This window comes from Acidovorax sp., assembly GCF_047607405.1.
In the GTDB taxonomy this organism is placed as follows: domain Bacteria; phylum Pseudomonadota; class Gammaproteobacteria; order Burkholderiales; family Burkholderiaceae_C; genus Acidovorax.
Map to the genome: position 1 here is coordinate 44,078 of NZ_JASGDA010000008.1, position 25,265 is coordinate 69,342.

The 25,265-nt window shown below is 65.7% G+C and carries 24 protein-coding genes; 4 read left to right on the forward strand and 20 right to left on the reverse strand.

What is annotated here, in order from left to right; genetic code table 11:
• Window positions 1-97: 97 nt before the first annotated feature.
• The 13 genes from slmA to QM569_RS01590 form a co-directional block, all read right to left on the reverse strand.
• The gene (gene slmA, locus QM569_RS01530; protein WP_414985458.1) at window positions 98-754 is read right to left on the reverse strand and encodes a nucleoid occlusion factor SlmA; all 657 of its coding nucleotides are present in this window, start codon (window positions 752-754) and stop codon (window positions 98-100) included.
• A gap of 195 nt (window positions 755-949) precedes the next feature.
• Window positions 950-2,083 carry a glycosyltransferase gene (locus tag QM569_RS01535; RefSeq protein ID WP_414985459.1) on the reverse strand — a complete coding sequence of 378 codons (1,134 nt, stop codon included), beginning with the start codon at window positions 2,081-2,083 and terminating at the stop codon, window positions 950-952.
• Window positions 2,080-4,176, reverse strand: a complete 2,097-nt coding sequence (locus tag QM569_RS01540; protein ID WP_414985460.1) for an FkbM family methyltransferase — start codon at window positions 4,174-4,176, stop codon at window positions 2,080-2,082. Before QM569_RS01540 ends, QM569_RS01535 begins: the two co-directional genes overlap by 4 nt.
• The gene (locus tag QM569_RS01545; protein ID WP_414985461.1) at window positions 4,173-5,396 is read right to left on the reverse strand and encodes an ABC transporter ATP-binding protein; all 1,224 of its coding nucleotides are present in this window, start codon (window positions 5,394-5,396) and stop codon (window positions 4,173-4,175) included. The genes QM569_RS01540 and QM569_RS01545 overlap by 4 nt, the downstream gene beginning before the upstream one ends.
• The gene (locus tag QM569_RS01550; RefSeq protein WP_414985462.1) at window positions 5,396-6,190 is read right to left on the reverse strand and encodes an ABC transporter permease; all 795 of its coding nucleotides are present in this window, start codon (window positions 6,188-6,190) and stop codon (window positions 5,396-5,398) included. Before QM569_RS01550 ends, QM569_RS01545 begins: the two co-directional genes overlap by 1 nt.
• The gene (locus QM569_RS01555; RefSeq protein WP_414985463.1) at window positions 6,190-7,614 is read right to left on the reverse strand and encodes a mannose-1-phosphate guanylyltransferase/mannose-6-phosphate isomerase; all 1,425 of its coding nucleotides are present in this window, start codon (window positions 7,612-7,614) and stop codon (window positions 6,190-6,192) included. Before QM569_RS01555 ends, QM569_RS01550 begins: the two co-directional genes overlap by 1 nt.
• 164 nt (window positions 7,615-7,778) lie before the next feature.
• Entirely contained in the window at window positions 7,779-8,669 is an 891-nt protein-coding gene (gene argB, locus QM569_RS01560; protein ID WP_414985464.1) for an acetylglutamate kinase, read from the reverse strand.
• 59 nt (window positions 8,670-8,728) lie between these two features.
• Complete coding sequence (locus QM569_RS01565; protein ID WP_414985465.1) at window positions 8,729-9,829, reverse strand: glycosyltransferase family 4 protein; 1,101 nt, start codon at window positions 9,827-9,829, stop codon at window positions 8,729-8,731.
• Between the two features lie 178 nt (window positions 9,830-10,007).
• Window positions 10,008-10,553 carry a dTDP-4-dehydrorhamnose 3,5-epimerase gene (rfbC, locus tag QM569_RS01570; RefSeq protein WP_414985466.1) on the reverse strand — a complete coding sequence of 182 codons (546 nt, stop codon included), beginning with the start codon at window positions 10,551-10,553 and terminating at the stop codon, window positions 10,008-10,010.
• A gap of 12 nt (window positions 10,554-10,565) precedes the next feature.
• Window positions 10,566-11,447 (reverse strand): glucose-1-phosphate thymidylyltransferase RfbA, encoded by an 882-nt coding sequence (rfbA, locus tag QM569_RS01575; protein ID WP_414985467.1) that lies wholly within the window; start codon window positions 11,445-11,447, stop codon window positions 10,566-10,568.
• An 11-nt stretch (window positions 11,448-11,458) separates the two neighbouring features.
• Window positions 11,459-12,349, reverse strand: a complete 891-nt coding sequence (gene rfbD / locus QM569_RS01580) for a dTDP-4-dehydrorhamnose reductase (protein ID WP_414985468.1) — start codon at window positions 12,347-12,349, stop codon at window positions 11,459-11,461.
• Window positions 12,346-13,407, reverse strand: a complete 1,062-nt coding sequence (gene rfbB, locus QM569_RS01585; RefSeq protein WP_414985469.1) for a dTDP-glucose 4,6-dehydratase — start codon at window positions 13,405-13,407, stop codon at window positions 12,346-12,348. Before rfbB ends, rfbD begins: the two co-directional genes overlap by 4 nt.
• 54 nt (window positions 13,408-13,461) lie before the next feature.
• Window positions 13,462-15,447, reverse strand: coding sequence for an SDR family oxidoreductase (locus tag QM569_RS01590; RefSeq protein ID WP_414985470.1), 1,986 nt, complete (start codon window positions 15,445-15,447; stop codon window positions 13,462-13,464).
• Between the two features lie 212 nt (window positions 15,448-15,659).
• Here QM569_RS01590 and QM569_RS01595 point away from each other — a divergent pair, with 212 nt between their 5' ends.
• From QM569_RS01595 to QM569_RS01605, 3 genes are all read left to right on the forward strand, one after another.
• Window positions 15,660-16,217, forward strand: coding sequence for a phasin family protein (locus tag QM569_RS01595; RefSeq protein ID WP_414985471.1), 558 nt, complete (start codon window positions 15,660-15,662; stop codon window positions 16,215-16,217).
• 150 nt (window positions 16,218-16,367) lie between these two features.
• Complete coding sequence (locus tag QM569_RS01600) at window positions 16,368-17,030, forward strand: TetR/AcrR family transcriptional regulator (protein ID WP_414985472.1); 663 nt, start codon at window positions 16,368-16,370, stop codon at window positions 17,028-17,030.
• A 48-nt stretch (window positions 17,031-17,078) separates the two neighbouring features.
• Entirely contained in the window at window positions 17,079-17,852 is a 774-nt protein-coding gene (locus QM569_RS01605) for a tetratricopeptide repeat protein (RefSeq protein WP_414985473.1), read from the forward strand.
• A gap of 65 nt (window positions 17,853-17,917) precedes the next feature.
• Here the strand turns inward: QM569_RS01605 and QM569_RS01610 are convergent, their stop codons facing one another.
• Window positions 17,918-18,688: a type III pantothenate kinase gene (locus QM569_RS01610; RefSeq protein ID WP_414985474.1), complete on the reverse strand. Its 771-nt coding sequence runs from the start codon at window positions 18,686-18,688 to the stop codon at window positions 17,918-17,920.
• 139 nt (window positions 18,689-18,827) lie between these two features.
• Here QM569_RS01610 and lysM point away from each other — a divergent pair, with 139 nt between their 5' ends.
• Window positions 18,828-19,316: a peptidoglycan-binding protein LysM gene (lysM, locus tag QM569_RS01615; RefSeq protein WP_414985475.1), complete on the forward strand. Its 489-nt coding sequence runs from the start codon at window positions 18,828-18,830 to the stop codon at window positions 19,314-19,316.
• Window positions 19,317-19,411: 95 nt separating this feature from the next.
• Here lysM and QM569_RS01620 read toward each other — a convergent pair whose 3' ends face one another.
• The 6 genes from QM569_RS01620 to glyQ are packed head-to-tail and all read right to left on the reverse strand — an operon-like array spanning window position 19,412 to window position 25,148.
• Window positions 19,412-19,822: a rhodanese-like domain-containing protein gene (locus QM569_RS01620; RefSeq protein ID WP_414985476.1), complete on the reverse strand. Its 411-nt coding sequence runs from the start codon at window positions 19,820-19,822 to the stop codon at window positions 19,412-19,414.
• Between the two features lie 17 nt (window positions 19,823-19,839).
• The gene (locus QM569_RS01625) at window positions 19,840-20,727 is read right to left on the reverse strand and encodes a M48 family metallopeptidase (RefSeq protein ID WP_414985477.1); all 888 of its coding nucleotides are present in this window, start codon (window positions 20,725-20,727) and stop codon (window positions 19,840-19,842) included.
• A 17-nt stretch (window positions 20,728-20,744) separates the two neighbouring features.
• Window positions 20,745-21,482 carry a lysophospholipid acyltransferase family protein gene (locus QM569_RS01630; protein WP_414985478.1) on the reverse strand — a complete coding sequence of 246 codons (738 nt, stop codon included), beginning with the start codon at window positions 21,480-21,482 and terminating at the stop codon, window positions 20,745-20,747.
• 58 nt (window positions 21,483-21,540) lie between these two features.
• Window positions 21,541-22,089, reverse strand: coding sequence for a D-glycero-beta-D-manno-heptose 1,7-bisphosphate 7-phosphatase (gmhB, locus tag QM569_RS01635; RefSeq protein WP_414985479.1), 549 nt, complete (start codon window positions 22,087-22,089; stop codon window positions 21,541-21,543).
• A gap of 4 nt (window positions 22,090-22,093) precedes the next feature.
• The gene (glyS, locus tag QM569_RS01640; RefSeq protein WP_414985480.1) at window positions 22,094-24,226 is read right to left on the reverse strand and encodes a glycine--tRNA ligase subunit beta; all 2,133 of its coding nucleotides are present in this window, start codon (window positions 24,224-24,226) and stop codon (window positions 22,094-22,096) included.
• A 16-nt stretch (window positions 24,227-24,242) separates the two neighbouring features.
• Entirely contained in the window at window positions 24,243-25,148 is a 906-nt protein-coding gene (gene glyQ, locus QM569_RS01645) for a glycine--tRNA ligase subunit alpha (RefSeq protein ID WP_414985481.1), read from the reverse strand.
• Window positions 25,149-25,265 lie beyond the last annotated feature (117 nt).

The following is a 25,265-nucleotide window of genomic DNA, read 5'->3' on the forward strand; positions in this document are numbered from 1 at the left end:
AAACGAACGTTCGTTCTATTTTGCAGCAATTTCCGCAACCACCCCAAACCCCCAGAAAAAATAGGGAGCCGCGCCAAAACCGGCTACGGGACAACCCTTACAAGATGAGCGCGATGCTCGCGTCCAGATGCTCGGTGGGAAGGCGTTTGAAGCCCGACCGGGCGTAGCGCTGCAGCCGCCCCACGGCAAAGGCGGTGAGCACGCTGGCCGCCACCTGCGCATCCACGGTGGGCGTGGCCGAACCCGCCGCCGCCAGGCGCAGGCACTGGCGCAGGGTGGACTCGATGCGGTCGAAGAACTGGTTCATGCGCTGCTGCAGGCGCTCGTGCTCGAACACCAGGGCGTCGCCCACCATCACGCGCACCATGCCGGGGTTGCGCTCGCCGAACTGCAGCAGCAGCGCCACCACGCGCACTGCCTGGCGCGCACCCACTTCGGGGGGCTGGTCCGCATCGGGCAGCTCGCGGCCCACGATTTGCTGGACCAGGCTGAAGACGGTCTGCTCGATGAAGTCGATCAGCCCCTCGAACATCTGCGCCTTGCTGGCGAAGTGGCGGTACAGCGCGGCCTCGCTGACCGACAGGCGGGCGGCCAGCGCTGCGGTGGTGATGCGCTCGGCCCCCGGCTGCTCCAGCATGGCGGCCAAGGTCTGCAATATCTGCACGCGCCGCTCGCCGGGCTTGGGCCGCTTGCGCGCAGTGGGAGCCTCGCCGGTTTCGGAGGGTTCGATAGAGGCGGCGGTCGGTTCTGGCATGGGCAACAAATGTGTGCAATTGATTCTCGCACAGCGAGGCTTGCACCCGGAATACTACCAAAATCATAGCTGCTAGCGCTTACCAGATAAGCGCTAGAGCCACATTTCCGCCCAAATACTCAATGGCTGCTGTCATGCGAGGGATGCAGCGCTCAGGCGCTCGGCGGGCGGCATCGCCACTCCGTTGCGACGCTCTTATGCCAACTGCCGATACCGCAGCCGCTCGAACAATTCGACATAGCTCCGGCCCAATGCCGACCGCGAGAACAGGCGTTCGTACCGGGCCCGCGCCTCGCGCCCATAGCGCGCAGCCAGCGCCGCATCATCCAGCAGCGTATTGAGTGCAGCGGCCAAGGCCGAAGCATCTTCAGGCGGCACCACCAAGCCGGACTCCCCATGCGCATTGACGAAAGAGGTGCCCGAACCGACTTCGCACGACACCATGGGGCGCCCGAACATGGCAGCCTCCACCAGGACCATTCCGTAAGCCTCGGAACGCAAATGCGAAGGCAATACGAATACACGGCAGTGTCTGAACAGCGCGGTCTTTTCGGCGTCCGTTACCTGGCCGGCAAATAGCACGTTGCCCACGCCATCCCGTGCGGCCTGGGCACGCAGTTCCGCATCCTTCGGCCCCGAGCCCGCGATGACGATACGCGCCCCCACCGAAGCTGCCGCCTGCAGCAGCACATGCAGGCCCTTGTAGTAGCGCAGCACGCCGACGAAAAGGACGAACGGCTCCCCCTCCCCCAGGCCCAGCCGCGCAAGGATGGCCGGATCGCCAGGGCCATCCCGAGCGTCATCGCCCATGCCCAGAGGGATCACACACACCTTGTCTCGCAAATCCGGCGCCGTCAGTACCGGACTGGTGCGCGCGTATGCGGGCGAGGTCGCCACGATGGCCGACATGGCCCTCAGCGTGCGCCGCATCAGCGGGGCATAGGCCATGCCCAGCCAGCGCTGGCGCACGATGTCCGAGTGGTACAGCATCACCGCAGGCGCACCGGGCCGTACCGCCGCATGCAGCACATCGGCCAACGGCCAGGGATAGTGATAGACCACCACATCGGCCCCGCGCGCCAGCGCCGCAAAGCGCCGGAAGGCGGCAGGCCCGCCCAGGTCGCACGAGGCGGGGGCGGCCCAGGAGCGCTCGCGCACCACCCGGGCCTCGGGCCGCACCATCTCGGCAGGCTCGGGCCGGGTGGACAACGCGAACACCGTGTTCTCCACGCCCAGCGCCGCCGTCGCCAGGGCGATCTGCCGGATGGCCTCTTCGATGCCGCCGGTGCTGTCGGGGAAGTAGGTGCGGTAGACGTGCAGCGCCTTCAAGACCGCAGACCCCCTGCGGTTGCAGCCTCATGCAGGATGCCTTGCAGTGCCTTGGCAGACTTTTCCCAGGAAAAGTCCTGCTCCAGCTTGCGTTTCAGCGCCTGGACGCCCTCAGCGGGAATGCCGCCACGGGCCGCCGTGGCGATGGCCTGCTCCCAATCCTGCACTTTGAGCGGGTCGCAGAAGATGACGCCCGTATCGATGATCTCGTTCATGGCCGGGCGATCACTGCACAGCGAAGGGGTTCCCAGTAACGCGGCCTCCAGCGGCGGCAGCCCGAAACCTTCGTACAGACTGGGGAAAACCAACGCCTTGGCGCGCGACAGCACATAGCCAACGCTGCCATCGTCCAGCTTGCCCAGGAAATGCACCCGCTCCTGCAAGCCCAGCGCGCGCACCTTCGGCTCACAGGTTCTGTTGTCGCCGATCATCACCAAGTCCACAGCTTCGTCACGCAACTGCGCATAGGCTTGCAGCACGATGTCAAGATTTTTATGGTGGTCATCAGAGCCGAGAAACACCAGAAACGGACGCTCTGGTAGCTTCACATCGACCTCTCTTGCTGCAGGCAAGGCAGTCACTCCGTTGTAAACCATGCTGATGCGCTCGGGCGGCACGCCCAGCAGGCGCGATACATCCTGCACGTTGGCGCGGCTGATCGTCACTATGCGCTCGGCTTGCCGGGCAATGCGTGCATAACGACCTTCCCATTCCTCACACACGGCCTTTGGAAAATGCTGTGGAAACAACAATGGCGTCACATCATGGATCATGACCACCGAGTTGGGAGGGAGCACTTCCGGACACCAGTGTATGGATGTATAGAAATGCAAGCGCGGACGCATCGCTTGCTGATCTGTCCCAGGCGCTGCCGGGCCTTTTGCACTGCCTGCCAGTCGCTGCAATTGCCTGAACTGCTCGCGACAAACCCGGCCAATGCCGCGCTGGTCGGCCAAAGGGCCATTGGCAAACAGCAGATCGAAATCAGGAAACACCAATGTCGTGTAAGGCGCTGCATCTTTTTGAGTCGATCCACCGTCGTACACCACCACACGCTTGAGCCGCTCCCACAGCCAGGGCCACGACTCAAGCCGAGGCTTGACCGTCGCGACCAACCCCGGATGCTGCATGGCTCGCCTCCCCGCCCACCGCAATCCAGCGAACACGAAGCGCTTGGGATTGCACACGCGCAACGGTGTGGTCAGACGCCACGACAGGCTGCGATAAGTGCGCGCCAACTCATCAGCCAGGCGCGACTGCTCTGCGAATGCCTGCTGCGTCCGTGCATTGGCGCTGGCTGCAAGCGCCAGGGCATGATCCGCCCGTGCATCCGCAGCATCCGCCCGTGCATCCGCAGCGTCCGCTCGCGCATCCGCAGCGTCCGCCCGGGCAACAAGCCTTGCCTGCTCGGCAGGGACGAAGTCATCGAACACATTGGGCGGAACGCTGAAATGCGTTTGCAAACCCTCATGTTCTCTGGCGAGATAAAAGCGATTGAGCCCGTCCGCATAGGCAAATGCATAGCCTGCATCCAGCAACAGCGGTTCCCACTCGCTGTATGAAGCCACTTGTGTCATGGGCTGCGTGGCTTCGACCAGCACGATCCATGGACGATATTTATGCCAGTCATTGCCTCGCAGCACCTGGGTTTCCAGCCCTTCGACATCGACCTTGAGAAAATGGATCGCCTGCCCTGCAGACAAATGCGCATTCAGGATGTCTGTCAAACGCGCCATGTCCACCTCGCGTGGCGTGGTCTGCCACCCGGACTGGATGTGCCGTTGCGCGATGCCCTCGTCCACGGAAGATAGTCCAGTGTCATCAATCACATGGAGGCGAATCCGTCCGCTGCGCTCGCCGACAGCAACGTTCAGATTGACATCACGCGGTCGCGCTGCCGACAGCGCTGCATACAGTGCAGGGTTCGGCTCGATATTGATGCCAGACCAGCCGGCGTCATAAAAGGCCTTGCTCACCGAATGCTGTTCCGGCCAAGCCGCGCCTACATCGACATAAAAGCCTGCTGACACATGCCTCAGCGCGCGCCAGAGCATGACGTCCTCGAAGTTCTGTGCGTAGGAAATCAGGCTCATCGCGGTTCAATCCGAATCTGCGGGTCAATCCAGGCCACTCCGGAAAAATGCGGCTTGCCGATATTGACCACGGTGAACACCAGCGCCAGATCGCGCCACTCATAGTTGTTGACCAAGTGCGTGTCGGTGCTCGACAGCGCCGTCTGCACCGAATACGTGCCCGGCCCCAAGCTGGCAGGGAAGTCGATGTCATAGCGCCACAGGCTGCCTGCGGGCACGTCGTTCAGCGGCTGCTGCTTCAGGTCGGTATTGGTGCCATACATCACTTGGCCGAGCCGATCCTTGATGCCGTAGCCCAGCACCAGCCTGGGGATGGGCGCATGCACGCGCACGTCCACGCGCAGACGCACCGGCTGACCAACGTCGGCCACTTCGATGGGTTGGCCATTGGCATCCAGCAGCGCAATATGCTCGACGGTGGCCTCGCCCGTGCCGGAGATGGTCTGCACCTTGCCGTCGCCGCGCACCTCTTGCGTCACCGTCTGGTTCTGGTTGTCGGCCAGCATGGCGTTGTAGTAGTCCATCACTGCCTCGGGCTCGCCTTCCATCAGCAGCTCGCCTGCGCTGAGCAAAATGGCGCGGTCACAGATGGACTGGATGGCTTGCTTGTCGTGCGACACCAGCAGCAACGTGGTGCCCTGCTGGCGGAACTCGCGGATGCGCTCGAAGCTCTTGTGCTGAAAGTAGGCATCGCCCACCGACAGTGCTTCATCGACGATCAGAATATCGGGCCGCACGGCCGTGGCCACGGCAAAGGCCAAGCGCACCTGCATACCGCTGGAATACACGCGCACCGGCTGGTCAATGTAGTCGCCGATCTCGGCAAAGGCTTCAATCTGCGGCATCAGCGCCAGCACGTCGGCCACGCCCATGCCCAGCAGCTGCCCTGCCAAGACGGCGTTCTGCCTGCCGGTGAAATCCGGGTGAAAGCCCATGCCCAGCTCCAGCAGCGCGGCGACGCGGCCCACCATCTGCACGCTGCCGGTCGTCGGCTGGGTGGTGCCGACGATCATCTTGAGCAGCGTGCTCTTGCCCGCGCCATTGATGCCAATGATGCCCACGGCCTCACCCCGGCGTACGACGAAGTTCAGGTTACGCAGCACCCAGTGCAGCTGGTGGCGCGGTTTGTCGCGCGGATCCATCCATTCGCACAGCCGCGCCCCGCGTGACGGGTATTGTTTGTAGGCCTTGCCCAGGCCGCTGACGGTGATTGCGTTCATCACAGCTCGTCCACCATTTCGCCCGCGTGCCTACGGAACAAGCGCAGGGCCAGCACGCACAGCAGAATGGCCAGCACCAGCACCGGCCACAGGCTGGTCCAATCGGGCCAGCGGCCCTGCACCAGAATCGTCTGGTAGGACTCCATCAGCCGTGCCATCGGGTTGAGGTGTACCCAATGGCGCACACGTTCGGGCAGGATGCTCACCGAATAGACGATGGGCGTGAGCCAGAACCAGAAGTTCAGAAAGATGCCAAAGAACTGCCCCACATCGCGGAAGAACACGTTGAGCACGCCCAATGTGACGCCCAGGCCGACGGCGAACATCACCAGCAGCGCCAGCGTGGGCAGCAGTGCCAGATACGCCAGGCCCGGAAAGTTGCCCGAGACCAGCAAAAACAGCGTGAACAGCCCGAACACGATGCCAAAGTTGACGAGCGCATTGGCGACCACGATCACCGGTAGGCACAGGCGCGGAAAGCTCAGTTTTTTTAGCAGGTTGGAATTGTCGATGAAGGTGTTCTGCGCCCGGCTGACGATCTCCGCGAACAACCCCCAGGTGAGGACGCCCGCACAAAGGTGGATGCTGTAAGCGAAGCTGTTGTCCGCTCCCGGCAGCCTGGTGCGCATGACCTGTGAAAAGATCACCGTGTAAACGACGATCATGGCCAGCGGATTGAGCACCGTCCACGCCGCGCCCAGCAGCGAATTCTGGTACTTGGATTGAAATTCGCGCTTGACGCTGCCCAGGATGAAGCCGCGGTAGGCCCAAAGGGCCCTCACCATGCCCAGCATCAGGCGCGCCCGTAAATGTCCTGGAAACGGACGATGTCGTCTTCACCCAGGTATTCGCCGCTTTGCACCTCGATCATCACCAGGTCAAGCACGCCGGGGTTTTCCAGCCGGTGCTGGTGGCCGGCGGGGATGTAGGTGGATTCATTGGCCCGGACGAAGAATTCCTTGTCGCCGTTGACGACCTTGGCCATGCCGCTGACGACAATCCAATGCTCGCTGCGGTGGTGGTGCATCTGCAGACTGAGGCTGGCGCCGGGCTTGACCTCGATGCGCTTGATCTTGAAGCGGGCGCCTTCCTCCAGCACCGTATAGGTGCCCCATGGGCGGCTTACGGTGCGGTGCAGCTTGTAGGCTTCGTGCCCCTGTTTCTTCAGTCTTGCCACGACCTGCTTGACATCCTGCGCACGCGCGGGGTCGGCAACCAGCAGTGCATCGGGTGTGTCGATGATCATCAGATCACGCACCCCCACCGTTGCCACCACCCGCCCCTCGCTGCGCACGAACACGTCGTGGCTATCGACGAACACCGCCGAATCGCAGGCTGCACGGTTGCCGTCGCCGTCAGGCTGCGTGAGCTGGCTCACGGCGACCCATGAGCCGATGTCGCTCCACCCGATGTCGGTCGGCACCACGGCCACGTTGCTCGACCGCTCCATGACGGCATAGTCGATGGAAATGTCCGGCACCTGGGAAAAAGACTGTGCCGGGAGTTCGATCATCTCGCCCTCCGCAGCGCCCAGCGCGCTCCAGCATGCCTCAACGGCGGCGCTGACATCAGGCGCATGCCGCGCCAGTTCGTCAAGGATGACGCCCGCCTGAAAGCAGAACATGCCCGAGTTCCACAAAAACCGCCCGCTCGCCAGATACTCGCGCGCTTTGTCCGCCGAAGGCTTTTCAACGAAACGGAGCACGCGCTTGCCGCCGTCAGAGGCTTCGCCCTCCTGCGTCTCGATGTACCCAAAGCCGGTCTCGGGAGCCGTCGGCACGATGCCAAACGTCACGAGCCGCCCCTGCTGGGCCAACCCTTGCGCGATGGCGACGGTATCGACAAACCCTCGCTGGTTTTGAATCAAATGATCCGCCGCCAGCACGAGCATCACCGCATCGCGCCCGTACCGGGCCGCCACCATCCGGGCAGCCAGTGCAACGGCGGGAGCCGTATTGCGCCCCGTCGGCTCCAGCAGGAATGTGCCGCGCTCACCGCCCCCCAGCAGAGCCAGTTCGTCCTTGCTCATGAAGTAGTAGTCGCGGTTGGTGACCGTCACGATTTCGCCACCGGCAGCCACTTCCGAAGCGCGCCGGTAGGTTTTCAACAACAGGCTCTCGCCATCCGCCAGTTGCATGAAGGGCTTGGGATGGCCCTCCCGGGAAGCAGGCCAGAGCCGTGTGCCAGCACCGCCGGACAGTACTACGGGGATCAACATGACTTACCTTTGGGAAGAAACGAACCAACGAAAAGCATTTGCAAGGCGGGCCGTGATCGAAGGACGATCAGGTGAGTTGGATGTGCTGCAGCGGCAATGCGAAGAATTATCCCATCGCCCCACGGCAGCACGTAACGAACCGCTACCCGCCATTGCTCGCAATTTCAATGGCTGCGGATCATGGTGCCGTAGGCTTGGTCGGTCAGAATCTCCAGCAGCATGGAATGCGGCACGCGGCCATCCACCACGTGTACCGCGTTCACGCCGGCCTTGGCCGCGTCGATGGCGCCGGCCAGCTTGGGCAGCATGCCGCCCGAGATGGTTCCGTCGGCAATCAGCGCGTCGATCTGGCGGGGCGTCAGTTCGGTTAGCAACTGGCCCTGCTTGTCCAGCACGCCGGGGATGTTGGTCAGCATCACCAGTTTTTCGGCCTGCAGCACCGTGGCGAGCTTGCTGGCCACCACGTCGGCGTTGATGTTGTAGCTCTCGTTGGCCTCACCGAAGCCGATGGGGCTGATGACGGGGATGAAGGCGTCGTCCTGCAGCGCCTTGACCACGCTGGGGTCGATGGCGACGATGTCGCCCACCTGGCCCACGTCGTGCTCGATGCTCGGGTCCTTGTTGTCCACCATCTTGAGCTTCTGCGCGCGGATCATGCCGCCGTCGCGCCCCGTCAGGCCCACGGCCTTGCCGCCGGCCTGGTTGATGAGGCCCACGATGTCCTGCTGCACCTCGCCGGCCAGCACCCACTCGACCACTTCCATGGTCTCGGCGTCGGTCACGCGCATGCCCTGGATGAACTCGCCCTTCTTGCCCAGGCGCTTGAGCGCCATCTCGATCTGCGGCCCGCCGCCGTGTACTACCACGGGGTTCATGCCCACCAGCTTGAGCAGCACCACGTCCTCGGCAAAATCAGCCTGCAGGGCCGGGTCGGTCATGGCGTTGCCGCCGTACTTGATGACGATGGTCTTGCCGTGGAACTTGCGGATGTAGGGCAGCGCCTGGGCCAGGATTTCAGCCTTGTCGCGCGGGGCAATCGAGAGGAGATCGGTCATGGGGGCGGGCCGCTGGGCAGCAAAGAAAACGGTAAGGCGCAAATTGTGCCGTATCCGGTTCAATGCCTCAGCCAGCGCGGAACCTTGAAGCGCACGATGGCGAAATACGCCATGACGTAGCTGATCACGAACAACCCGCAGAACGCCATCAGCAGCGGCGTGTTGTTCCAAAACAGCACGGCAGGCACGACGGTCAGCAGGGTGAAGCCCCAGAGGTAGGGCGAGGTGCGGTTGTTGCGCATCAGTACGCGGCGCGATTCGTCGTCGTGGAACACGCCGCGCACGATGCGGCGGTAGATCAGTTGGTGAAAGTGCAGCGCGTCCGCCACGCCGGGCGACACACCGCGCACGGTCTTGCGGTAGATGGAAAACACTGTCTCCCAGACTGGGTAGATCAGCAGCAGCATGGGGAACCAGGGCGACACGTCGGGGTTGCGCTGCACCAGCGAAAGGCTGGCCACCGCAATCACCAGGCCCCAAATGTAGGCCCCGCCATCCCCGGCGAAGAGCATGCCGCGCGGGTAGTTCCACACCAGAAACCCGCCTGTCGCTGCCGCTGTACACACCAGCAGCGCGCCCAATGCCCGGTCGCCCACCTGCAGGCACACGTGGGCCAGGGCCAGGCACACGATCAGGGCCACCATGCCCGCCAGGCCGTTGTAACCGTCGATGATGTTGAAGGCATGCGGCAGGCCCGCGATGGCCAGCAGGACGATGCCCACCCCCAGCCAGGGCGCCTGGTGCAGCAGCACGTCCAGCCAGGGCAGTTCCAGGCGCGGCAGGCGCAGGTTTAGCAACCACACTGCCAGGCCGCCCGACAGCAGGGTGAGCAGCAAACGGTAGCGCACCGACAGCCGCTGCGTCATGTCTTCCGCGATGCCGCCCAGTGCTGCGGGCAGCAGCACTGCGATCCACAGCAGCACCCAGGAGCCCAGGCGCAGCAAGCCCGGGTCACCCGCCTGCGTCCGCCACACGCCCAGCAGCCAACTGGCCACTACGCCGATCAACAGGGCCAGGCCGCCCAGTCGGGGCACTTCGCCCACATGGAAGCGCTGGGGCATGCCTTCACCGTATTCGACACTGCGTTTGCCCAGCCAACGGATGACGGCGGCGGAAACGGCCAGCGTGCAGAGGAAACTGACAAAGGACAACAAGATCATGGGATTGCCGATGTTACGCGGCACGCAGGTTTCAAATTGCAAACATTCAGGAGTATTCCGGTCGCACCGGATTCCAGGCGCAGCAGCGGCACACCAGCTCGTGCAGACCAATGGCATCAGTCGGGTCGCCCAGCGGGGGACGACAAAAACAGCTTCCAGCGCGGGGGCGCCAAACCCGTCAGGCAAAGACTTCCGCCTGTGCCAGCGCCACGCCTTGCGCATCCTTGGCCGACAGGCGCGGCTCGCCACCCAGATGCCAGTCGATGGCCAAGGCGGCATCGTTCCAGGCGATGCACCGCTCATGCTCGGGCGCGTAGTAGTCGGTGGTCTTGTACAGAAACTCCGCCGTCTCGCTGAGCACCACGAACCCATGCGCGAAGCCGGGCGGCACCCAGAGCTGCCGGTGGTTGTCGGCACTGAGTTCCACCCCCACCCAGCGGCCGAACGTGGGCGAGCTTTTGCGGATGTCCACCGCCACGTCGAACACGGCCCCGCTGACCACGCGCACCAGTTTGCCCTGCGGCTGGCGGACTTGGTAGTGCAGGCCGCGCAGCACGCCCTTGCCACTGCGGCTGTGGTTGTCCTGAACGAACTGATGGTTGGTGCCCGTGGCCTCGTTGAAGGCGCGCTGGTTGAAGCTCTCGAAGAAAAAGCCGCGCGCGTCGCCGAACACCTTGGGTTCGATCAGCAGAACGTCGGGGATGGCCTGGGGCGTGACTTGCATGGGGCGGCGTTATCAATAGATTTTTTCGGTGAGCAGCCGCATCAGGTACTGGCCGTAGCCGCTCTTCGTGAGAGGCCGGGCCAGGGCTTCGAGCTGTGCGCCGTCGATCCAGCGCTGGCGCCAGGCGATCTCTTCGGGGCAGGCGATCTTGAGGCCCTGGCGGTGCTCCAGCGTGGCGATGAACTGACCCGCCTCCATCAGGCTCTGGTGGGTGCCGGTGTCCAGCCAGGCATAGCCCCGGCCCATGATCTCGACGTGGAGCTGGCCCTGGTCGAGGTACAGCCGGTTCAGGTCGGTGATCTCCAGCTCGCCCCGCGGCGACGGAGTAAGGCGCCTGGCCATGTCCACCACCTGGCTGTCATAGAAGTACAGCCCGGTGACGGCGTAGTTGCTCTGGGGCTTGGCAGGCTTTTCTTCCAGCGACAGCACCTTGCCCGCGCCGTCGAACGCGGCCACGCCGTAGCGCTCGGGGTCGTGTACGTGGTAGGCGAAGACGCTGGCGCCCTCGGTGCGGTGCATGGCGTGGGCCAGCAGCAGGTGGATGTCGTGACCGTAGAAGATGTTGTCGCCCAGCACCAGGGCGCTGGGGCTGCCTGCCAGAAATGCCTCACCGATCAGGAACGCCTGCGCCAGCCCGTCGGGGCTGGGCTGCACGGCGTATTCCAGGCGGATGCCCCACTGGCTGCCGTCGCCCAGCAGTTGCTGGAAGCGGGGCGTGTCCTGCGGGGTGCTGATGATGAGGATCTCGCGGATGCCCGCCAGCATCAGGGTGCTGAGGGGGTAGTAGATCATGGGCTTGTCATAGACCGGCAGCAGTTGCTTGCTGATGGCGAGGGTGGCCGGGTGCAGGCGGGTGCCGGAGCCGCCCGCGAGGATGATGCCTTTGCGTTCCATGGTGCTGTTTTTCAAAGAATTTCCGCCAGCATGCGCGCCACGCCCGCCTGCCACGGGGGCAGGGTCAGGCCAAAGGTGGCCTGCAGCTTGCGCGTGTTCAGGCGCGAGTTGTGCGGGCGCGCGGCGGGCGTGGGGTAGGCGCTGGTGGGGATGGGCGCCACCTCGGTTGCTTTAATTTTGATAGCTGCTTGCGCTTGTGCAGCAAGCGCTAGAACGTGATTTGCATAAAAATGCCAGTTGGTTTCGCCCGCCGCCGCGCAGTGGTACAGGCCCGCGTGCTGCGGGTGCTGGCGCAGGTGGCGTATGGCGTGGGCGGTCACGTCGGCCAGCAGGTCGGCACCGGTGGGCGCCCCCCATTGGTCGTCGATGACGGTGAGGCGCTCGCGCTCTTGCGCCAGGCGCAGCATGGTCTTGGCGAAGTTGCCGCCGCGTGCGCCATACACCCAGCTCGTGCGCAGGATGAGGTGCTGGCAGCCGGACTGCTGGATGGCCTGCTCGCCCGCGAGTTTGGTGCGGCCATAGACGGACAGGGGCGCGGGCGTGTCGTCTTCCGTCCAGGGGCGGGTGCCGCTGCCGTCGAACACATAGTCGGTGCTGTAGTGGACGAGCCATGCACCCAGGCGGGCAGCCTCGTCGGCCAGCGCGGCGGGCGCCGCAGCGTTGAGGGTGTGGGCGAATTCGGGCTCGCTCTCGGCCTTGTCCACGGCGGTGTGGGCCGCCGCATTCACGATCACGTCGGGACGCAGGGCGCGCACGGTGTCGGCCACGCCTGCGGGGTTGGCGAAGTCGCCGCAGTGGTCGGTGCTGTCGAAGTCCAGCGCGGTGACGGTGCCCAGCACCGACAGGCTGCGCTGCAGCTCCCAGCCCACCTGGCCGTTCTTGCCAAAGAGCAGGATGTTCATGCGGTTTCGTATTGTTTGGAAACCCAGTCGCGGTAGGCGCCGGTCTGCACGCTGGCGACCCAGTCGGCGTTCGCCAGGTACCACTGCACGGTCTTGCGGATGCCGGTGTCGAAGGTCTCGGCAGGCTTCCAGCCCAGCTCGCGCTCGATCTTGCGGGCGTCGATGGCGTAGCGGCGGTCGTGGCCGGGGCGGTCCTTCACGTGGGTGATCTGCGCCCGGTAGCTCTGGCCGTCGGCGCGGGGGCGCAATTCGTCGAGCAGCGCGCAGATGGTATGCACGATGTCGATGTTGGGCTTTTCGTTCCAGCCGCCGATGTTGTAGGTCTGGCCGGTTTGCCCGGCCTCCAGCACGCGGCGGATGGCGCTGCAATGGTCCTTGACGTACAGCCAGTCGCGCACCTGCAGGCCGTCGCCATACACGGGCAGGGGCTTGCCCGCGAGGGCGTTGACGATCATCAGCGGGATGAGTTTTTCCGGGAAGTGGTAGGGCCCGTAGTTGTTGCTGCAGTGGGTGGTGAGCACCGGCAGGCCGTAGGTGTGGTGCCAGGCGCGCACCATGTGGTCGCTGGCGGCCTTGCTGGCGCTGTAGGGGCTGTTGGGCTCGTAGGGGTGTACCTCGGTGAAGGCGGGCGCGTCAGCGTGCAGGGTGCCGTACACCTCGTCCGTGGAGACGTGGAGAAAGCGGAATGCTTCTTTTTTGATAGCTGGCAGCCCGCTCCAGTATTGCCTTACGGCCTCCAAAAGCCTGAAAGTGCCGACCACGTTGGTCTGGATGAAGTCTTCGGGGCCGTGGATCGAGCGGTCCACGTGCGACTCGGCCGCGAAGTTGACGATGGCGCGGGGCTGGTGTTCGGCCAGCAGGCGCGCGAGCGTGGCACTGTCGCCGATGTCGGCCTGCACGAAGACGTGGCGCGGGTCGCCCTGCAGGCTGTCCAGGTTGTGCAGGTTGCCCGCGTAGGTGAGCTTGTCGAGGTTCAGGACCGGCTCATCCGAGGTGGCGAGCCAGTCCAGCACGAAGTTGGCACCGATGAAACCGGCGCCGCCGGTGACGAGGATCATGGGGGGATGGGCGTGTCCGAAGGAAGGCCGGATTATCCCCTTCGCCCCGCCACCTCAGAAGTGGATGCCCCGCATCATCTGCTGCAGCGCCACGGCCTCGGCGGAGAGCTGGGGCTTGGCGTTCTTGTCGCCCTTGGCTGCCGTGGAGTCGGGGAACATGCGAAAACTCGTGTTCATGGCGATCTGCGCCAAGCGCGGCACCAGCGCGTGCAGCAGCTGGCCGGTGATCCCCAAACGCGTGGCGATGCGCACGGGCTTGAAGATGCACGCCTGGGCGATCATGTCCGCCGCCTCTTCGGGGCTGAGCGTGGGCACGTTGTTGTAGATCTTGGTGGGCGCGATCATGGGCGTGCGCACCAGGGGCATGTTGATCGTGGTGAAGGTGATGCCCTGATCCGCGAACTCGCTGGATGCGCAGCGCGTCCAGGCGTCCAGCGCGGCCTTGCTGGCCACGTAGGCCGAGAAGCGCGGCGCGTTGGTCAGCACGCCGATGGAGCTGATGTTGACCACGTGGCCCCGGCGCTTTTCGACCATGCCGGGCAGCAGACCCATGGTGACGCGCAGGCAGCCGAAGTAGTTGAGCTGCATGGTGCGCTCGTAGTCGTGGAAGCGGTCGTAGCTCGACTCGATGGCGCGGCGGATGGAGCGGCCCGCGTTGTTGATGAGGAAGTCCACGCCGCCGTGGCGGTCGATGAGCAGCTTGACGAAGCGGTCGCAGTCGGTCATGTCGGCAATGTCTGCCGGGTAGGCGATGAACTCGTAGCCCCGGGCCTTGGCTTCGGCGCAGGCTTCGTCCAATTTCTCCTGGTCGCGGCCGCAGATGATGGTGGTGGCACCTGCCTCGGCAAACTTGTGCGCCGCCGCGAGGCCAATGCCCGACGAGCCACCGGTGATGAGCACCACCTTGCCCGCCACCGTGCCCTTGAGGGTGCGGTCGATGAACAGCTCGGGGTCGAGGTGGCGCTCCCAGTAGTCCCACAGGCGCCAGGCGTAGTCCTTGAGGTTGGGGCATTCCACGCCCGAGCCCTTGAGCGCCGCCAGCGTCTCGCGGCAGTCGAAGCGCGTGGGGTAGTTGACGAAGGTGAGCATGTCCTCGGGCAGGCCCAGGTCCTTCATGACGGCGTTGCGCACGCGGCGCACGGGGGCCAGGGCCATCAGGCTTTTCTTCACGCTCTTGGGGACGAAGCCCAGCAGCGCGGCGTTGACGAACAGGTTCATGCGCGGCGCGTGCGCGGCGCGCGAGAAGATGTCGAGCACGTCGCCCACGCGGTAGCCCACCGGGTCCACCAGGTGATAGCACTTCTTGGCGATGTCCTTCTGGTGGCTGATGACGTTGAGCGCGTTGACCACGAAGTCCACGGGCACGATGTTCACGCGCCCGCCTTCCAGGCCCACCGTGGGCATCCACGGCGGCAGCAGCTGGCGCATGCGCTGGATGAGCTTGAAGAAGTAGTACGGGCCGTCGATCTTGTCCATCTCGCCCGTGGCGCTGTCACCCACGACCATGGCGGGGCGATAGACCGTCCAGGGCACCCTGCAGTCCTGGCGCACGATCTTCTCGCTCTCGTGCTTGGTCTGGAAGTACGGGTGGTCCAGGCCCTCGGCCTCGTCGAACATGTCTTCACGGAACACGCCTTCGTACAGGCCCGCCGCGGCGATGGACGAGACGTGGTGGAAGTGCCCGGCGTCGACGGCCTTCGCCAGGTCCACCGTGTTGCGCGTGCCCTCAATGTTCACGGCCACCTGCGTCTCTTCGTCCGCCCCCAGGTCATAGACGGCGGCCAGGTGGTAGAAGTGGTCGATCTGGCCCTTGAGCTTCTTCACGTCCTCGGCGGACACGCCCAGCTTCCTGGCGGTGAGGTCGCCATGCACGGGCACGGCGCGCGCGGCGGTCACGCCCCAGTAGGCGCGCAGGTCGGCCACCTTGTCGGCGCTCTCCTTGCGGATCAGGAAATGCACCACCGCGCCCTTGCGCTCCAGCAGCTTCTTGACCAGCCGCTTGCCGATGAATCCCGTTGCCCCCGTCACGAAATACTGCATGGAAAACTCCTCTTTAATGGTTTGATTCTTGCGCAGGGCCCGTGCCGACTGCTTCAGCACAAACCCGCGCCGATGCTAGCGGCGGGGCCTCGGCGGCGGCTAGGTGGCGCGCTCTACGTTTTTAGGAGCGCGCGCCTACACGTGGGGCGCGGCGCGGCGTACAGTCCCCCACTGAATCCATCACTCAACCAACTCACCGACACGGAGGCCACATGGTCAAGAAACTGCAGAAACTCAGCGCCAGCAAGAAGAAGGGCAACACCCAACTGTCCAGCACCGTCAAGGACTCCGCCCAGCAGATCTGGCTGGCCGGCCTGGGCGCTTTCTCCAAGGCACAGGCCGAAGGCAGCAAGGTGTTCGAGGCCCTGGTCAAAGAGGGCCTGTCCATCCAGCGCAAGACCCAGGCCGTCGCCGAGGAAAAGATCTCCGAAGCCACCAGCCGCGTGACCAACATGGCCAGCGACATCGGCTCCAAGGCCCAAGGCCAGTGGGACAAGCTGGAAAACATCTTTGAAGACCGCGTTGCCAAGGCCCTGGCCAAGCTGGGCGTGCCCTCGGCCCGTGACCTGGCAGCCCTGAGCGCCCGCGTGGACGCTCTGGCCAAGGGCGCCAAGGCCGCCCCCGCCAAGGCAGCAGCCAAGGCGCCTGCGAAGAAGGCCCCGGCCAAGAAGGCTGCCGTTGCCGCCAAGCCCGCCGCCAAGAAGGCCGCCCCCAGGAAGCCCGCCGCCCGTGCCGCAGCCGCCGACACCGGCGCATCGTCCGCCAACTGATACCGAGCAGCCACTGCCTCGACGGCCGATGCCTGCATCGGCCGTTTTTCTTTGGGTGAATGCCGCAGTGCAACAATCCGGGCTGGGTTAGAGTAGCCGCAGAGACACGGAAACAACGACGCGCAAACGAAGCGAAGAGGGCCTGCAGACATGGTGAAGAAAGCGCCGCGCCGCACCGCAGAACGCATTCTGGAGGTGACGCTGGACCTGTTCAACCGGTTCGGCGAGCCCAACGTCTCCACCACCCTCATCTCTGCCGAGCTGCGCATCAGCCCCGGCAACCTCTACTACCACTACCCCGCCAAAGACGAGCTGATCAACGCGCTGTTCGACCGCTACGAACGGTCGCTCACCGAGCTGCTGGCCGCCAGCGACGGCGTGCGCAACGTCGAGGACGCGTGGTTCTTCATGCACACGCTGTTCGAGCTGATCTGGCAGTACCGTTTTCTGTACCGCGACCTCAACGACCTGCTGTCCAAGAACCGGCGGCTGGAGACGCACTTCCAGGCCATCCTGAAGAACAAGACCCGCGCCGTGCGCGCCATGCTCGACGGCATGGGCCGTGCGGATGCCCTGCGCATCGACAGCCGGGAGCTGGAAGCCACCGCCACCAGCATGGTGGTGGTGCTGACCTACTGGCTCAGCTTCGAGTACGTGCGCGACCCGCGCCACGCACTGGAGCCCGAGAGCGCCCAGGCCGCCCTGCTGCGCGGCGCGCACCATGTGCTCAACCTGCTCATGCCCTATCTCGAAAGCGGCCAGCGCGCCCACCTGCTGGAACTGGCGGGCGCCTATGCCGCCGCCCGCAGCTGACCCCGCCCCTGCGCACCGCCCACAAGAACATTCACGGAGACACACACCATGGCCAAATGGACCCCCTTCCCCCACGCTGGCGACTACAGGTTCGATGCGGCAAGCGTCAAGAAGCAATGGGCGCGCCTGCATGGCGGCGATGCCGAGCCCTGCCCCCAGGACGCCGCCGTGCTCAACGCCTGGGCGCTGTTCCACAGCGGCGACTTCGAAAAGGCCGCCGCCGCCGGGCTGGCTGCAGGCGGCGCGGGCATCACCGTCGCCAACAAGGCCACCGCCATCTACGCCAACTACCTGGAACCCAAGGAGAAAACGCGCCTGGACCTGTTCACCCAGGTGGCCGAGCGCGCCGAGGCCCAGGCCGCCGCCGAGCCCGGCAACCCCAACGCCTGGTACTGGCACGCCTACGCGCTGGGCCGCTACAGCCAGGGCATCAGCGTGGCCAAGGCGCTGGCGCAGGGGCTGGGCGGCAAGGTGAAGGAGTCGCTGGAAAAAGCCATCGCCCTGTCGCCCCGGCACGCGGATGCGCGCATCGCCCTGGGCGCCTTCCATGCCGAGGTAATCGACAAGGTGGGCTCGCTGATCGGCGGCATGACCTATGGGGCCAAGAAGGACACCGGCCTCAAGTTGTTCCAGGAAGCCCTCAAGCTCAACCCCGGCTCACCCATCGCCATGATCGAATACGCCAATGCGCTGGTCATGCTCGAAGGCGACAGGAAGATGAACGAAGCCACGGCGCTGTACGAAAAGGCCGCCGCCAGCACGCCCGCCGACGCGATGGAGCGGCTGGATGTGGAAATGGCCAAGGCAGAGCTAGAAGACTGAAAGAAAGCGACACCCCCTGAGCGACTTCGTCGCGGCCCTCGCCTGGGCCGCGCCGGTGTCATAGGCTATGCGCCACTGAACCGGCGTGAAGCGATTTCCAGCAGGCCGTCGAAGATCAGGTTGTCCACCAGCTCGAAGGGCCGCGTCATGCTGGGCGCCATCTTCCAGCCAGCGCCGCCGGTCATCAGGCAGGCAGGCTCCTCGCCGCAGTGCGCAATGACGTGCTGCACCATGCGCTCGACCGCGCCCGCGATGGCGTAGGTGCCGCCGCTGGTCAGCGCGTCGCTGGTGTTGGTGGGGAACGTGCGCACCTCGCCCGTGGGCACGTGCAGGCCGGCGGTGCCCGACTCCAGCGCGCGCAGCATGATGCCGTGGCCCGGCAGGATCAGCCCGCCCAGAAAGCGCCCCTCGGCGTCAATGCATTCCACCGTGACCGCCGTGCCCACCATCACCACCACCAGTGGCCGCGCGGGGCCCTGGCGCAGCACGCGGTGGCGCGCGCCGATCATGGCCACCCAGCGGTCGGAGCCCAGGCGCGAGGGATGGTCGTAGCCGTTGACCAGGCCCGCCTCTTGCGGCGAGGACACCACCCATGCGGGCGCCACGTCCCACAGCTCCATCTGCTCCTGCACTCGGCGCTTGATGGCGTCGCCCGCCACCACGCAGCCCAGCATGCGCGCGGGCTGCGGCAGCGCGGCCCAGGCGCCCTCGGCGAGCTTGTCGATGTGATCCAGGAACTCGGCGCCGTGCGCCAGCAAGGCGGCCCCGGGGCGGCAGGCGTCGTACATCGCCCACTTCAGGCGCGTGTTGCCGACATCGATGGCCAGAAAAGTCATGCGGCGGATTATCCCGAGTTTTGCGCCCGCACCAGGATTGTGAAAAAGTGTTTTGAATCCCCGCCCGGCACGCACCCCGCGCTGCTTTGCCGCTACAGTGCAACGTCTTTCCATTCACCCGCAACACGAGGAGTTAACCATGGGACTTTTCAGCTTCATCAAGGAAGCCGGCGAAAAACTGTTCGGCGGCAGTGATGCCAACGCCGCAGCCGCCGCTGCGGCCACGCAGGCCGACCTCAACGCCAAGGCGGGCAAGGCCATCGAGACCTACATCGCCGCGCAGAACCTGGGCGTCTCCGACGTGCAGGTGGCCTTCGAAGGCCCCGAGGGCAAGGTCACGGTCAAGGGCACGGCCCCCACCCAGGCCGTCAAGGAGAAGGTGACCCTGTGCTGCGGCAACGTGGCCAGCGTGACCAGCGTCGAAAACCAGATGGCCGTGACCAACCCCGAGCCCGAGGCCCAGTACCACGACGTGGTGCGCGGCGACACGCTCAGCGCCATCGCCAAGAAGTTCTACGGTGACGCCAACAAGTACCCCGTGATCTTCGAGGCCAACAAGCCCATGCTGACGCACCCCGACAAGATCTACCCCGGCCAGAAGCTGCGCATCCCGCCGCTGGCCAAGTAAGCCAGGCGCGAGAGAACAAGAACGAATCCATACTCCAGGAAATTAGGCTGCCACCGCTTGCACAGCAAGCGCTGGCAGCTATTTTTTTGGGAGCATCAGCCCTGCGTCCACGGCAGGCCATGGAAGCGCCAGCCGCCGCGCTTGCCGCGCTGGCCCTGGTCGTCGGCATCGCCCTCGAAGCCTTCGAGGATGTTGTAGGCCGCATAGCCCAGCTCCGTCGCGCGCCGGGCCGCGGCAACGGAGCGCACGCCGCTGCGGCACAGCAGCACCAGCGTGGCGCCCTCGGGCGCGGCGGCGCGCAGTTGCGCGTCGAACTCCGGGTTCATCGCCATGCCGGGCCACTGCTTCCAGGCCACAGCCGCCGCGCCGGGCACCTGGCCCACCCAGGCGCGCTCGGCGTCGGTGCGCACGTCCACCAGCAGGGCGCGGCCCTCCTGTACCCATTGCCATGCCTGCTGCGGCGGCAGGTCGCCCGCGTAGCCTTCGGGTTGCGGCTGTGTAGTCATCGTCAGATTCCTCTTTTTCAATCCCAGAGCGGCGCTGGTTCGTCGTGCAGGTGGTCGCGCAGTTGCGCGTAGTCGGGCACCACAGTGGCCACCGTGTCCCAAAAACGGGGGCTGTGGTCCATCACGCGCAGGTGGGCCAATTCGTGGGCCACCACGTAGTCGATGATGGCCGGGCGGTAGTGCAGCAGCCGCCAGTTCAGGCGGATGGAGCCGTCGGCCTTGGCGCTGCCCCAGCGGGTGTTGGCGTTGGACAGGCGCAGGCTGGTCCAGCGCACGCCCAGCAACGGCGCGAAGTGGTCCAGCCGCTCGGTAAAGTGCCGCCGCGCATCGCGCATGAGCCACGCCTGCACGGCGTCGCGGATCTGCGCGGGGGCGGCGTTGTGCGGCAGGGCGATGGCGAGCTGGCCGCCCTCGCGCGCCGCGCCCTTGCCTGCAAAGCGGTGCGCCGGGTCCAGCGCCAGCCTGAGCGTGCCGCCCAGGTAGGGCAGCGCCGCGCCGTCGGCCCAGGTGATGCGGCCCTGCTCGGTGCGCGCCTGGCGCTCGCGCGATTCTTGCAGCTTGCGCAGGATCCAGCCGGATTTTTCGCGCAGCGCTGCGTCCACGGCAGAGAGCGTGGCCCAGTGCGGCGCGCGCACCGACAGCCCTTCGGGGCCTACCGAGAAGCCGATGCTGCGCCGCCGCGCCCGCTCGAAGGCGTAGGCGACGACGGCATCGCCCAGCAGCACCTCGCGCCGCGCGCGCGGGTGGCGGAAGGCGGTGGGGGCGAGCAGCGTGGGCAGCGGGACGGGGTCGATTGCTCCTATTTCAGGAGCTACTGGTGCTTGATTGATGGGCGCTGGAGCCTGTTTTGGCTTGGATTCCAGCGCATCGAAGAAATCGAAGGCGAGTTGCACCAGGCCGCGCATGGAAGAGGTCTCCGCCGTCAACGGTAGGCGTCAGGATCGAGGCGGCGCATCTCGGACTCGATCCACGCCTCCACCTCGCGCATCAGCTCGTCGGGCTGGCGGCCTTCGCTGGCAATGGGCTTGCCGATGGACACGTCCACCACGCCGGGCCGCTTGATGAACGCCTTGCGCGGCCAGACCTTGGCCGAGGTGACGGCGATGGGGATCACCGGCGCGCCGGTGTCCACGGCCAGGCGCGTGCCGCCGGTCTTGTACTGGCCCTTCTGGCCGCGCGGGATGCGCGTGCCCTCGGGGAACATGATGACCCACACGCCCTTGTCCAGCAGCGCCTTGCCCTGCTGCACGACCTTGTTGAACGCCTGCGTGCGCTGGCTGCGGTCGATGTGGATCATGTCCAGCCGCCCGATGGCCCAGCCGAAGAAGGGCACGTAGAGCAGCTCCTTCTTGAACACGTAGGCCAGGGGGTGCGGCATGATCGTGGGCATCAAAAACGTCTCGAATGTCGATTGGTGCTTGACCAGCAGCACGGCGCCCTGGTGGGCCTCTTGCGGCAGGTTCTCCATGCCGCTGATCTGCACGCGGATGCCCAGCAGCACCCGCGCCCCGCTGATGCACAGCGACAGCCAGGCGACGGCGATGCGGTACAGCGGCAGGCCGCGCACGCCCAGCAGCGTGCCGAGCAGGATGGCGATCGCGTAGGGCACGACGGTGATGCCCATCCAGAGCAGGTGGATGACGGAGCGGATGAGTGCCATGGCGGTGATTTTAGGTGTTTTTGGCCTCTAGCCCTTATTGGATAAGCACCAACAGCTATTAATTAAGTAGCAAATGACCTGCAAAATCGTCCAGGCTCGCATGCGCCCGCGTGCCGGGCGGGAACTCGCCGGGCAGCGGCGCGCCGGGCGCCAGGTGGGCCGACGCGCCCGTACACACCAGGTGCAGCTGCGCGCCGAGTGCGGCGCCGGCCTGCAGGTGTGCGGCGCAGCTGCCCACCACCTGCACCTCGTGCCGCTCCACGCCGTAGCGGTCGCAGATTTGTTCGAGCAAACCCGCTGCTGGCTTGCGGCAGGCGCAGTCCTCGTCGGCGGCGTGGGGGCAGTAGAACACCGCGTCGATGCGCCCGCCCACGGCCGCCACCTGCCGGAGCATCTTGGCGTGGATGGCGTTGAGCGCCATCACGTCGAACAGGCCGCGCCCCAGGCCCGGCTGGTTGGTGGCGACCACCACGTGCCAGCCCGCGTGGTTGAGCCGCGCGATGGCTTCGAGCGCGCCGGGCGCGGCGCTCCATTCGTCGGCCGTGGTGATGTAGTCCTCGCCCTGCGGGTTGAGGGTGCCGTCGCGGTCGAGGATGGCGAGCTTCATGGCGTCAGGCGAGGCGGGACAAATCCGCCACGCGGTTCATGGCGTCGTGCAGGCTCTTGAGCAGGCCCTGGCGGTTCAGGCGCAGGTCCATCTGCTCGGCGTTGACCATCACGTCGTCGAAGAAGGAGTCCACCGGCACGCGCAGCACGGCCAGGGTCTGCAGGCTGGCGGTGTAGTCGCCCGCGTCGAACTGCGCGTTGGCCTCGGGCACGAAGCGCTGCAGGGCGGCGTACAGGTCCTGCTCGGCCTTTTCTTGCAGCAGGTCGGGGTTGACGTGCGGGTCCACCGGGCCTTCGACCTCGGCCTTCTTGAGGATGTTGCCCACACGCTTGTTGGCCGCCGCCAGGGCCGGGCTTTCGGGCAAGGCGGCGAAGGCGCGCACCGCCGCGAGCTGCTTCTCGACCAGGGCCAGGCGCTGCGGGCGCAGGGCCAGCACGGCGTCCACCTCTTGCGCGCTGTAGCCCTGTTCGCGCAGGCTGCCCGCGAGGCGGTCGTAGATGAAGTCGGCCAGCTGTGCGGTGGCGTCCTGGATCTTGTCGCCGAAGGCGGGCCCGGCCAGCGCGAGCAGCGCGTTCAGGTCGAGCGGCAAGTCCTTCTCGACCAGCATGCGGATCACGCCCAGCGCGTGGCGGCGCAGCGCGAACGGGTCGCGGTCGCCCGTGGGCAGGTTGCCGATGCCGAACATGCCCACCAGGGTTTCGAGCTTGTCGGCCAGCGCCACGACCACGCCCACGGTGTTGCGCGGCAGCTGGTCGCCTGCGAAGCGGGGCTTGTAGTGGTCCTCGATGGCGTCGGCGATGGTGTCGCCCAGGCCGTCGTTGAGCGCGTAGTAGCGGCCCATGGTGCCTTGCAGCTCGGGGAACTCGCCCACCATGTCGGTCACGAGGTCGGTCTTGGCGAGCAGCGCGGCCTGGTCGGCCTGCTGCACCAGCGCGGCGTCGCCCAATTGCTGCGCGATGGATTTGGCAATCGCCCGCACGCGCGCCACGCGCTCGCCCTGCGTGCCCAGCTTGTTGTGATAGACGACCTTGGCGAGGCTTTCAACCCGCGAGGCCAGGGTCTTCTTGCGGTCCTGGTCGAAGAAGAATTTGGCATCCGCCAGGCGCGGGCGCACCACGCGCTCGTTGCCGCCGGTGACGAAGCTCGCGTCGTCGGGGCGGATGTTGCTGACCACCAAAAATTGGTGGGTCAGCTTGCCCGCGGCGTCGAGCAGCGGAAAGTACTTCTGGTTGGCCTTCATCGTGAGGATGAGGCATTCCTGCGGCACGTCGAGGAACTGCTCCTCGAACTGGCAGACGAGCACGTTGGGGCGTTCGACCAGGGCGGTCACTTCGTCGAGCAGCGCGTCGTCGTCGATGGGGCGCGCGCCGTTGCCTACCTTGGCGGCAGCGGCGGCGAGCTGGCGCGCGATCTCGGCGCGGCGCTCGGCAAAGCTGGCGATCACCGCGCCGTCCTTGCGCAAGGTGTCGGCGTAGCTGTCGGCATTGGCCAGCACCACGGGCGACACGGCGGCCTCGAAGCGGTGGCCCTGGGTGGTGTTGCCTGCCGTCAGGCCCAGCGCCTTCACGGGTACCACGGTGCTGCCGTGCAGCGCGACGAGGCCGTGCGCGGGGCGCACGAAATTCACGCTGGTCCAGCCGGGCAGTTCGCAGTCGGTCTCCAACTGGTAGCTCATGACCTTGGGGATGGGCAGCTTGGCGATGGCTTCGTCCAGCGCTTTCTGCAGGCCCACGGCCAGCGTGGCACCAGGCACCACGCTGTCGTAGAACAGGGCTTCGGCCTTGCCGTCCTGCGCGCGCTTGAGCGCGGGCACGGCGGATGCGTCGGCGCCCAGGGCCTGCAGCTTTTTCAGCAGCGCGGGCGTGGCGTTGCCGCTGGCGTCCAGGCCCACGGTCACGGGCATCAGCTTTTGCTGCACGGCCTTGTCGGCGGCCTTGTCGGCCACGGCAGTGACGTGCGCCGCCAGGCGGCGCGGCGAGGCAAAGGGCGTGACCACGCAGGCGTCCGAGGCCAGGCCCTGGGCCTTCAGCTGATCGGCCAGCACGGTGGCGAAGGCGTCGCCGAGCTTTTGCAGGGCCTTCGGAGGCAGTTCTTCGACGAAGAGTTCGACGAGGAGATTCTGGGTTGCTGCTGTCATTGTTGTTCTTCTTCGCTCAGGCGGCCTTCTTGGCCAGTTGTTCCACCCACGCGCGCGGCGCCATGGGGAAGCCCAGGCGCTCGCGGCTGTCGTAGTAGCTCTGCGCCACCGCACGCGCCAGGTTGCGGATGCGGCCGATGTAGGCGGCGCGTTCGGTCACGCTGATGGCGCCGCGCGCGTCCAGCAGGTTGAAGCTGTGCGCGGCTTTCAGCACCTGCTCGTAGGCAGGCAGCGCGAGCTGCTGCTCCATCAAATGCTTGGCCTGCTTCTCGTGCGCATTGAAGGCGGTGAACAGGAACTGAGCGTCGCTGTGCTCGAAGTTGTAGGTGCTTTGCTCCACCTCGTTCTGCTTGTACACGTCGCCATAGGTGAGGCCCTCGGTCCATTGCAGGTTATAGACGTTGTCCACGCCCTGCAGGTACATCGCCAGCCGCTCCAGGCCGTAGGTGATCTCGCCCGTGGCGGGCTTGCAGTCGATGCCGCCGACCTGCTGGAAGTAGGTGAACTGCGTCACTTCCATGCCGTTGAGCCACACCTCCCAGCCCAGGCCCCAGGCGCCGAGCGTGGGGTTCTCCCAGTCGTCTTCCACAAAGCGGATGTCGTTCTTCTTCAGGTCGAACCCCAGCGCCTCCAGGCTACCCAGGTACAGCTCCAGGATGTTGGCAGGCGCGGGCTTCAACACCACTTGATATTGGTAGTAGTGCTGCAGGCGGTTGGGGTTCTCGCCGTAGCGGCCATCCTTGGGGCGGCGGCTGGGCTGCACGTAGGCGGCCTTCCAGGGCTCGGGGCCGATGGCGCGCAGGAAGGTGGCCGTGTGGCTGGTGCCCGCGCCCACTTCCATGTCATAGGGCTGGAGCAGCGCGCAGCCCTGGGCGTCCCAGTAGGCTTGCAGCTTGAGAATGATTTGTTGGAAGGTCAGCATGATCAGGTGAGGCGCGCGTGGCGAACCTGCCATTTTACGAGCGCCGCCCTGCCCCCAGTTTTATGAACAAAAAAGGCCGCCAGCGCTTATCCAGCAAGCACGAGCAGCTCCTTTTTT

Excerpts from the sequence above, each read along its gene's own strand:
- QM569_RS01600 (WP_414985472.1), top strand. The coding sequence starts at position 16,368 with ATGGTGAAGAAAGCGCCGCGCCGCACCGCAGAACGCATTCTGGAGGTG.
- QM569_RS01620 (WP_414985476.1), bottom strand. The coding sequence starts at position 19,822 with ATGACTACACAGCCGCAACCCGAAGGCTACGCGGGCGACCTGCCGCCG.
- glyS (WP_414985480.1), bottom strand. The coding sequence starts at position 24,226 with ATGACAGCAGCAACCCAGAATCTCCTCGTCGAACTCTTCGTCGAAGAA.
- lysM (WP_414985475.1), top strand. The coding sequence starts at position 18,828 with ATGGGACTTTTCAGCTTCATCAAGGAAGCCGGCGAAAAACTGTTCGGC.
- gmhB (WP_414985479.1), bottom strand. The coding sequence starts at position 22,089 with ATGAAGCTCGCCATCCTCGACCGCGACGGCACCCTCAACCCGCAGGGC.
- QM569_RS01625 (WP_414985477.1), bottom strand. The coding sequence starts at position 20,727 with ATGCGCGGCCTGGTGCAACTCGCCTTCGATTTCTTCGATGCGCTGGAA.
- QM569_RS01605 (WP_414985473.1), top strand. The coding sequence starts at position 17,079 with ATGGCCAAATGGACCCCCTTCCCCCACGCTGGCGACTACAGGTTCGAT.
- rfbB (WP_414985469.1), bottom strand. The coding sequence starts at position 13,407 with ATGATCCTCGTCACCGGCGGCGCCGGTTTCATCGGTGCCAACTTCGTG.
- QM569_RS01540 (WP_414985460.1), bottom strand. The coding sequence starts at position 4,176 with ATGAGCCTGATTTCCTACGCACAGAACTTCGAGGACGTCATGCTCTGG.
- QM569_RS01590 (WP_414985470.1), bottom strand. The coding sequence starts at position 15,447 with ATGCAGTATTTCGTGACGGGGGCAACGGGATTCATCGGCAAGCGGCTG.
- glyQ (WP_414985481.1), bottom strand. The coding sequence starts at position 25,148 with ATGCTGACCTTCCAACAAATCATTCTCAAGCTGCAAGCCTACTGGGAC.
- rfbC (WP_414985466.1), bottom strand. The coding sequence starts at position 10,553 with ATGCAAGTCACGCCCCAGGCCATCCCCGACGTTCTGCTGATCGAACCC.
- QM569_RS01595 (WP_414985471.1), top strand. The coding sequence starts at position 15,660 with ATGGTCAAGAAACTGCAGAAACTCAGCGCCAGCAAGAAGAAGGGCAAC.
- rfbA (WP_414985467.1), bottom strand. The coding sequence starts at position 11,447 with ATGGAACGCAAAGGCATCATCCTCGCGGGCGGCTCCGGCACCCGCCTG.
- QM569_RS01610 (WP_414985474.1), bottom strand. The coding sequence starts at position 18,688 with ATGACTTTTCTGGCCATCGATGTCGGCAACACGCGCCTGAAGTGGGCG.
- QM569_RS01545 (WP_414985461.1), bottom strand. The coding sequence starts at position 5,396 with ATGAACGCAATCACCGTCAGCGGCCTGGGCAAGGCCTACAAACAATAC.
- QM569_RS01550 (WP_414985462.1), bottom strand. The coding sequence starts at position 6,190 with ATGCTGGGCATGGTGAGGGCCCTTTGGGCCTACCGCGGCTTCATCCTG.
- rfbD (WP_414985468.1), bottom strand. The coding sequence starts at position 12,349 with ATGAACATCCTGCTCTTTGGCAAGAACGGCCAGGTGGGCTGGGAGCTG.
- QM569_RS01565 (WP_414985465.1), bottom strand. The coding sequence starts at position 9,829 with ATGATCTTGTTGTCCTTTGTCAGTTTCCTCTGCACGCTGGCCGTTTCC.
- QM569_RS01630 (WP_414985478.1), bottom strand. The coding sequence starts at position 21,482 with ATGGCACTCATCCGCTCCGTCATCCACCTGCTCTGGATGGGCATCACC.
- slmA (WP_414985458.1), bottom strand. The coding sequence starts at position 754 with ATGCCAGAACCGACCGCCGCCTCTATCGAACCCTCCGAAACCGGCGAG.
- QM569_RS01555 (WP_414985463.1), bottom strand. The coding sequence starts at position 7,614 with ATGTTGATCCCCGTAGTACTGTCCGGCGGTGCTGGCACACGGCTCTGG.
- argB (WP_414985464.1), bottom strand. The coding sequence starts at position 8,669 with ATGACCGATCTCCTCTCGATTGCCCCGCGCGACAAGGCTGAAATCCTG.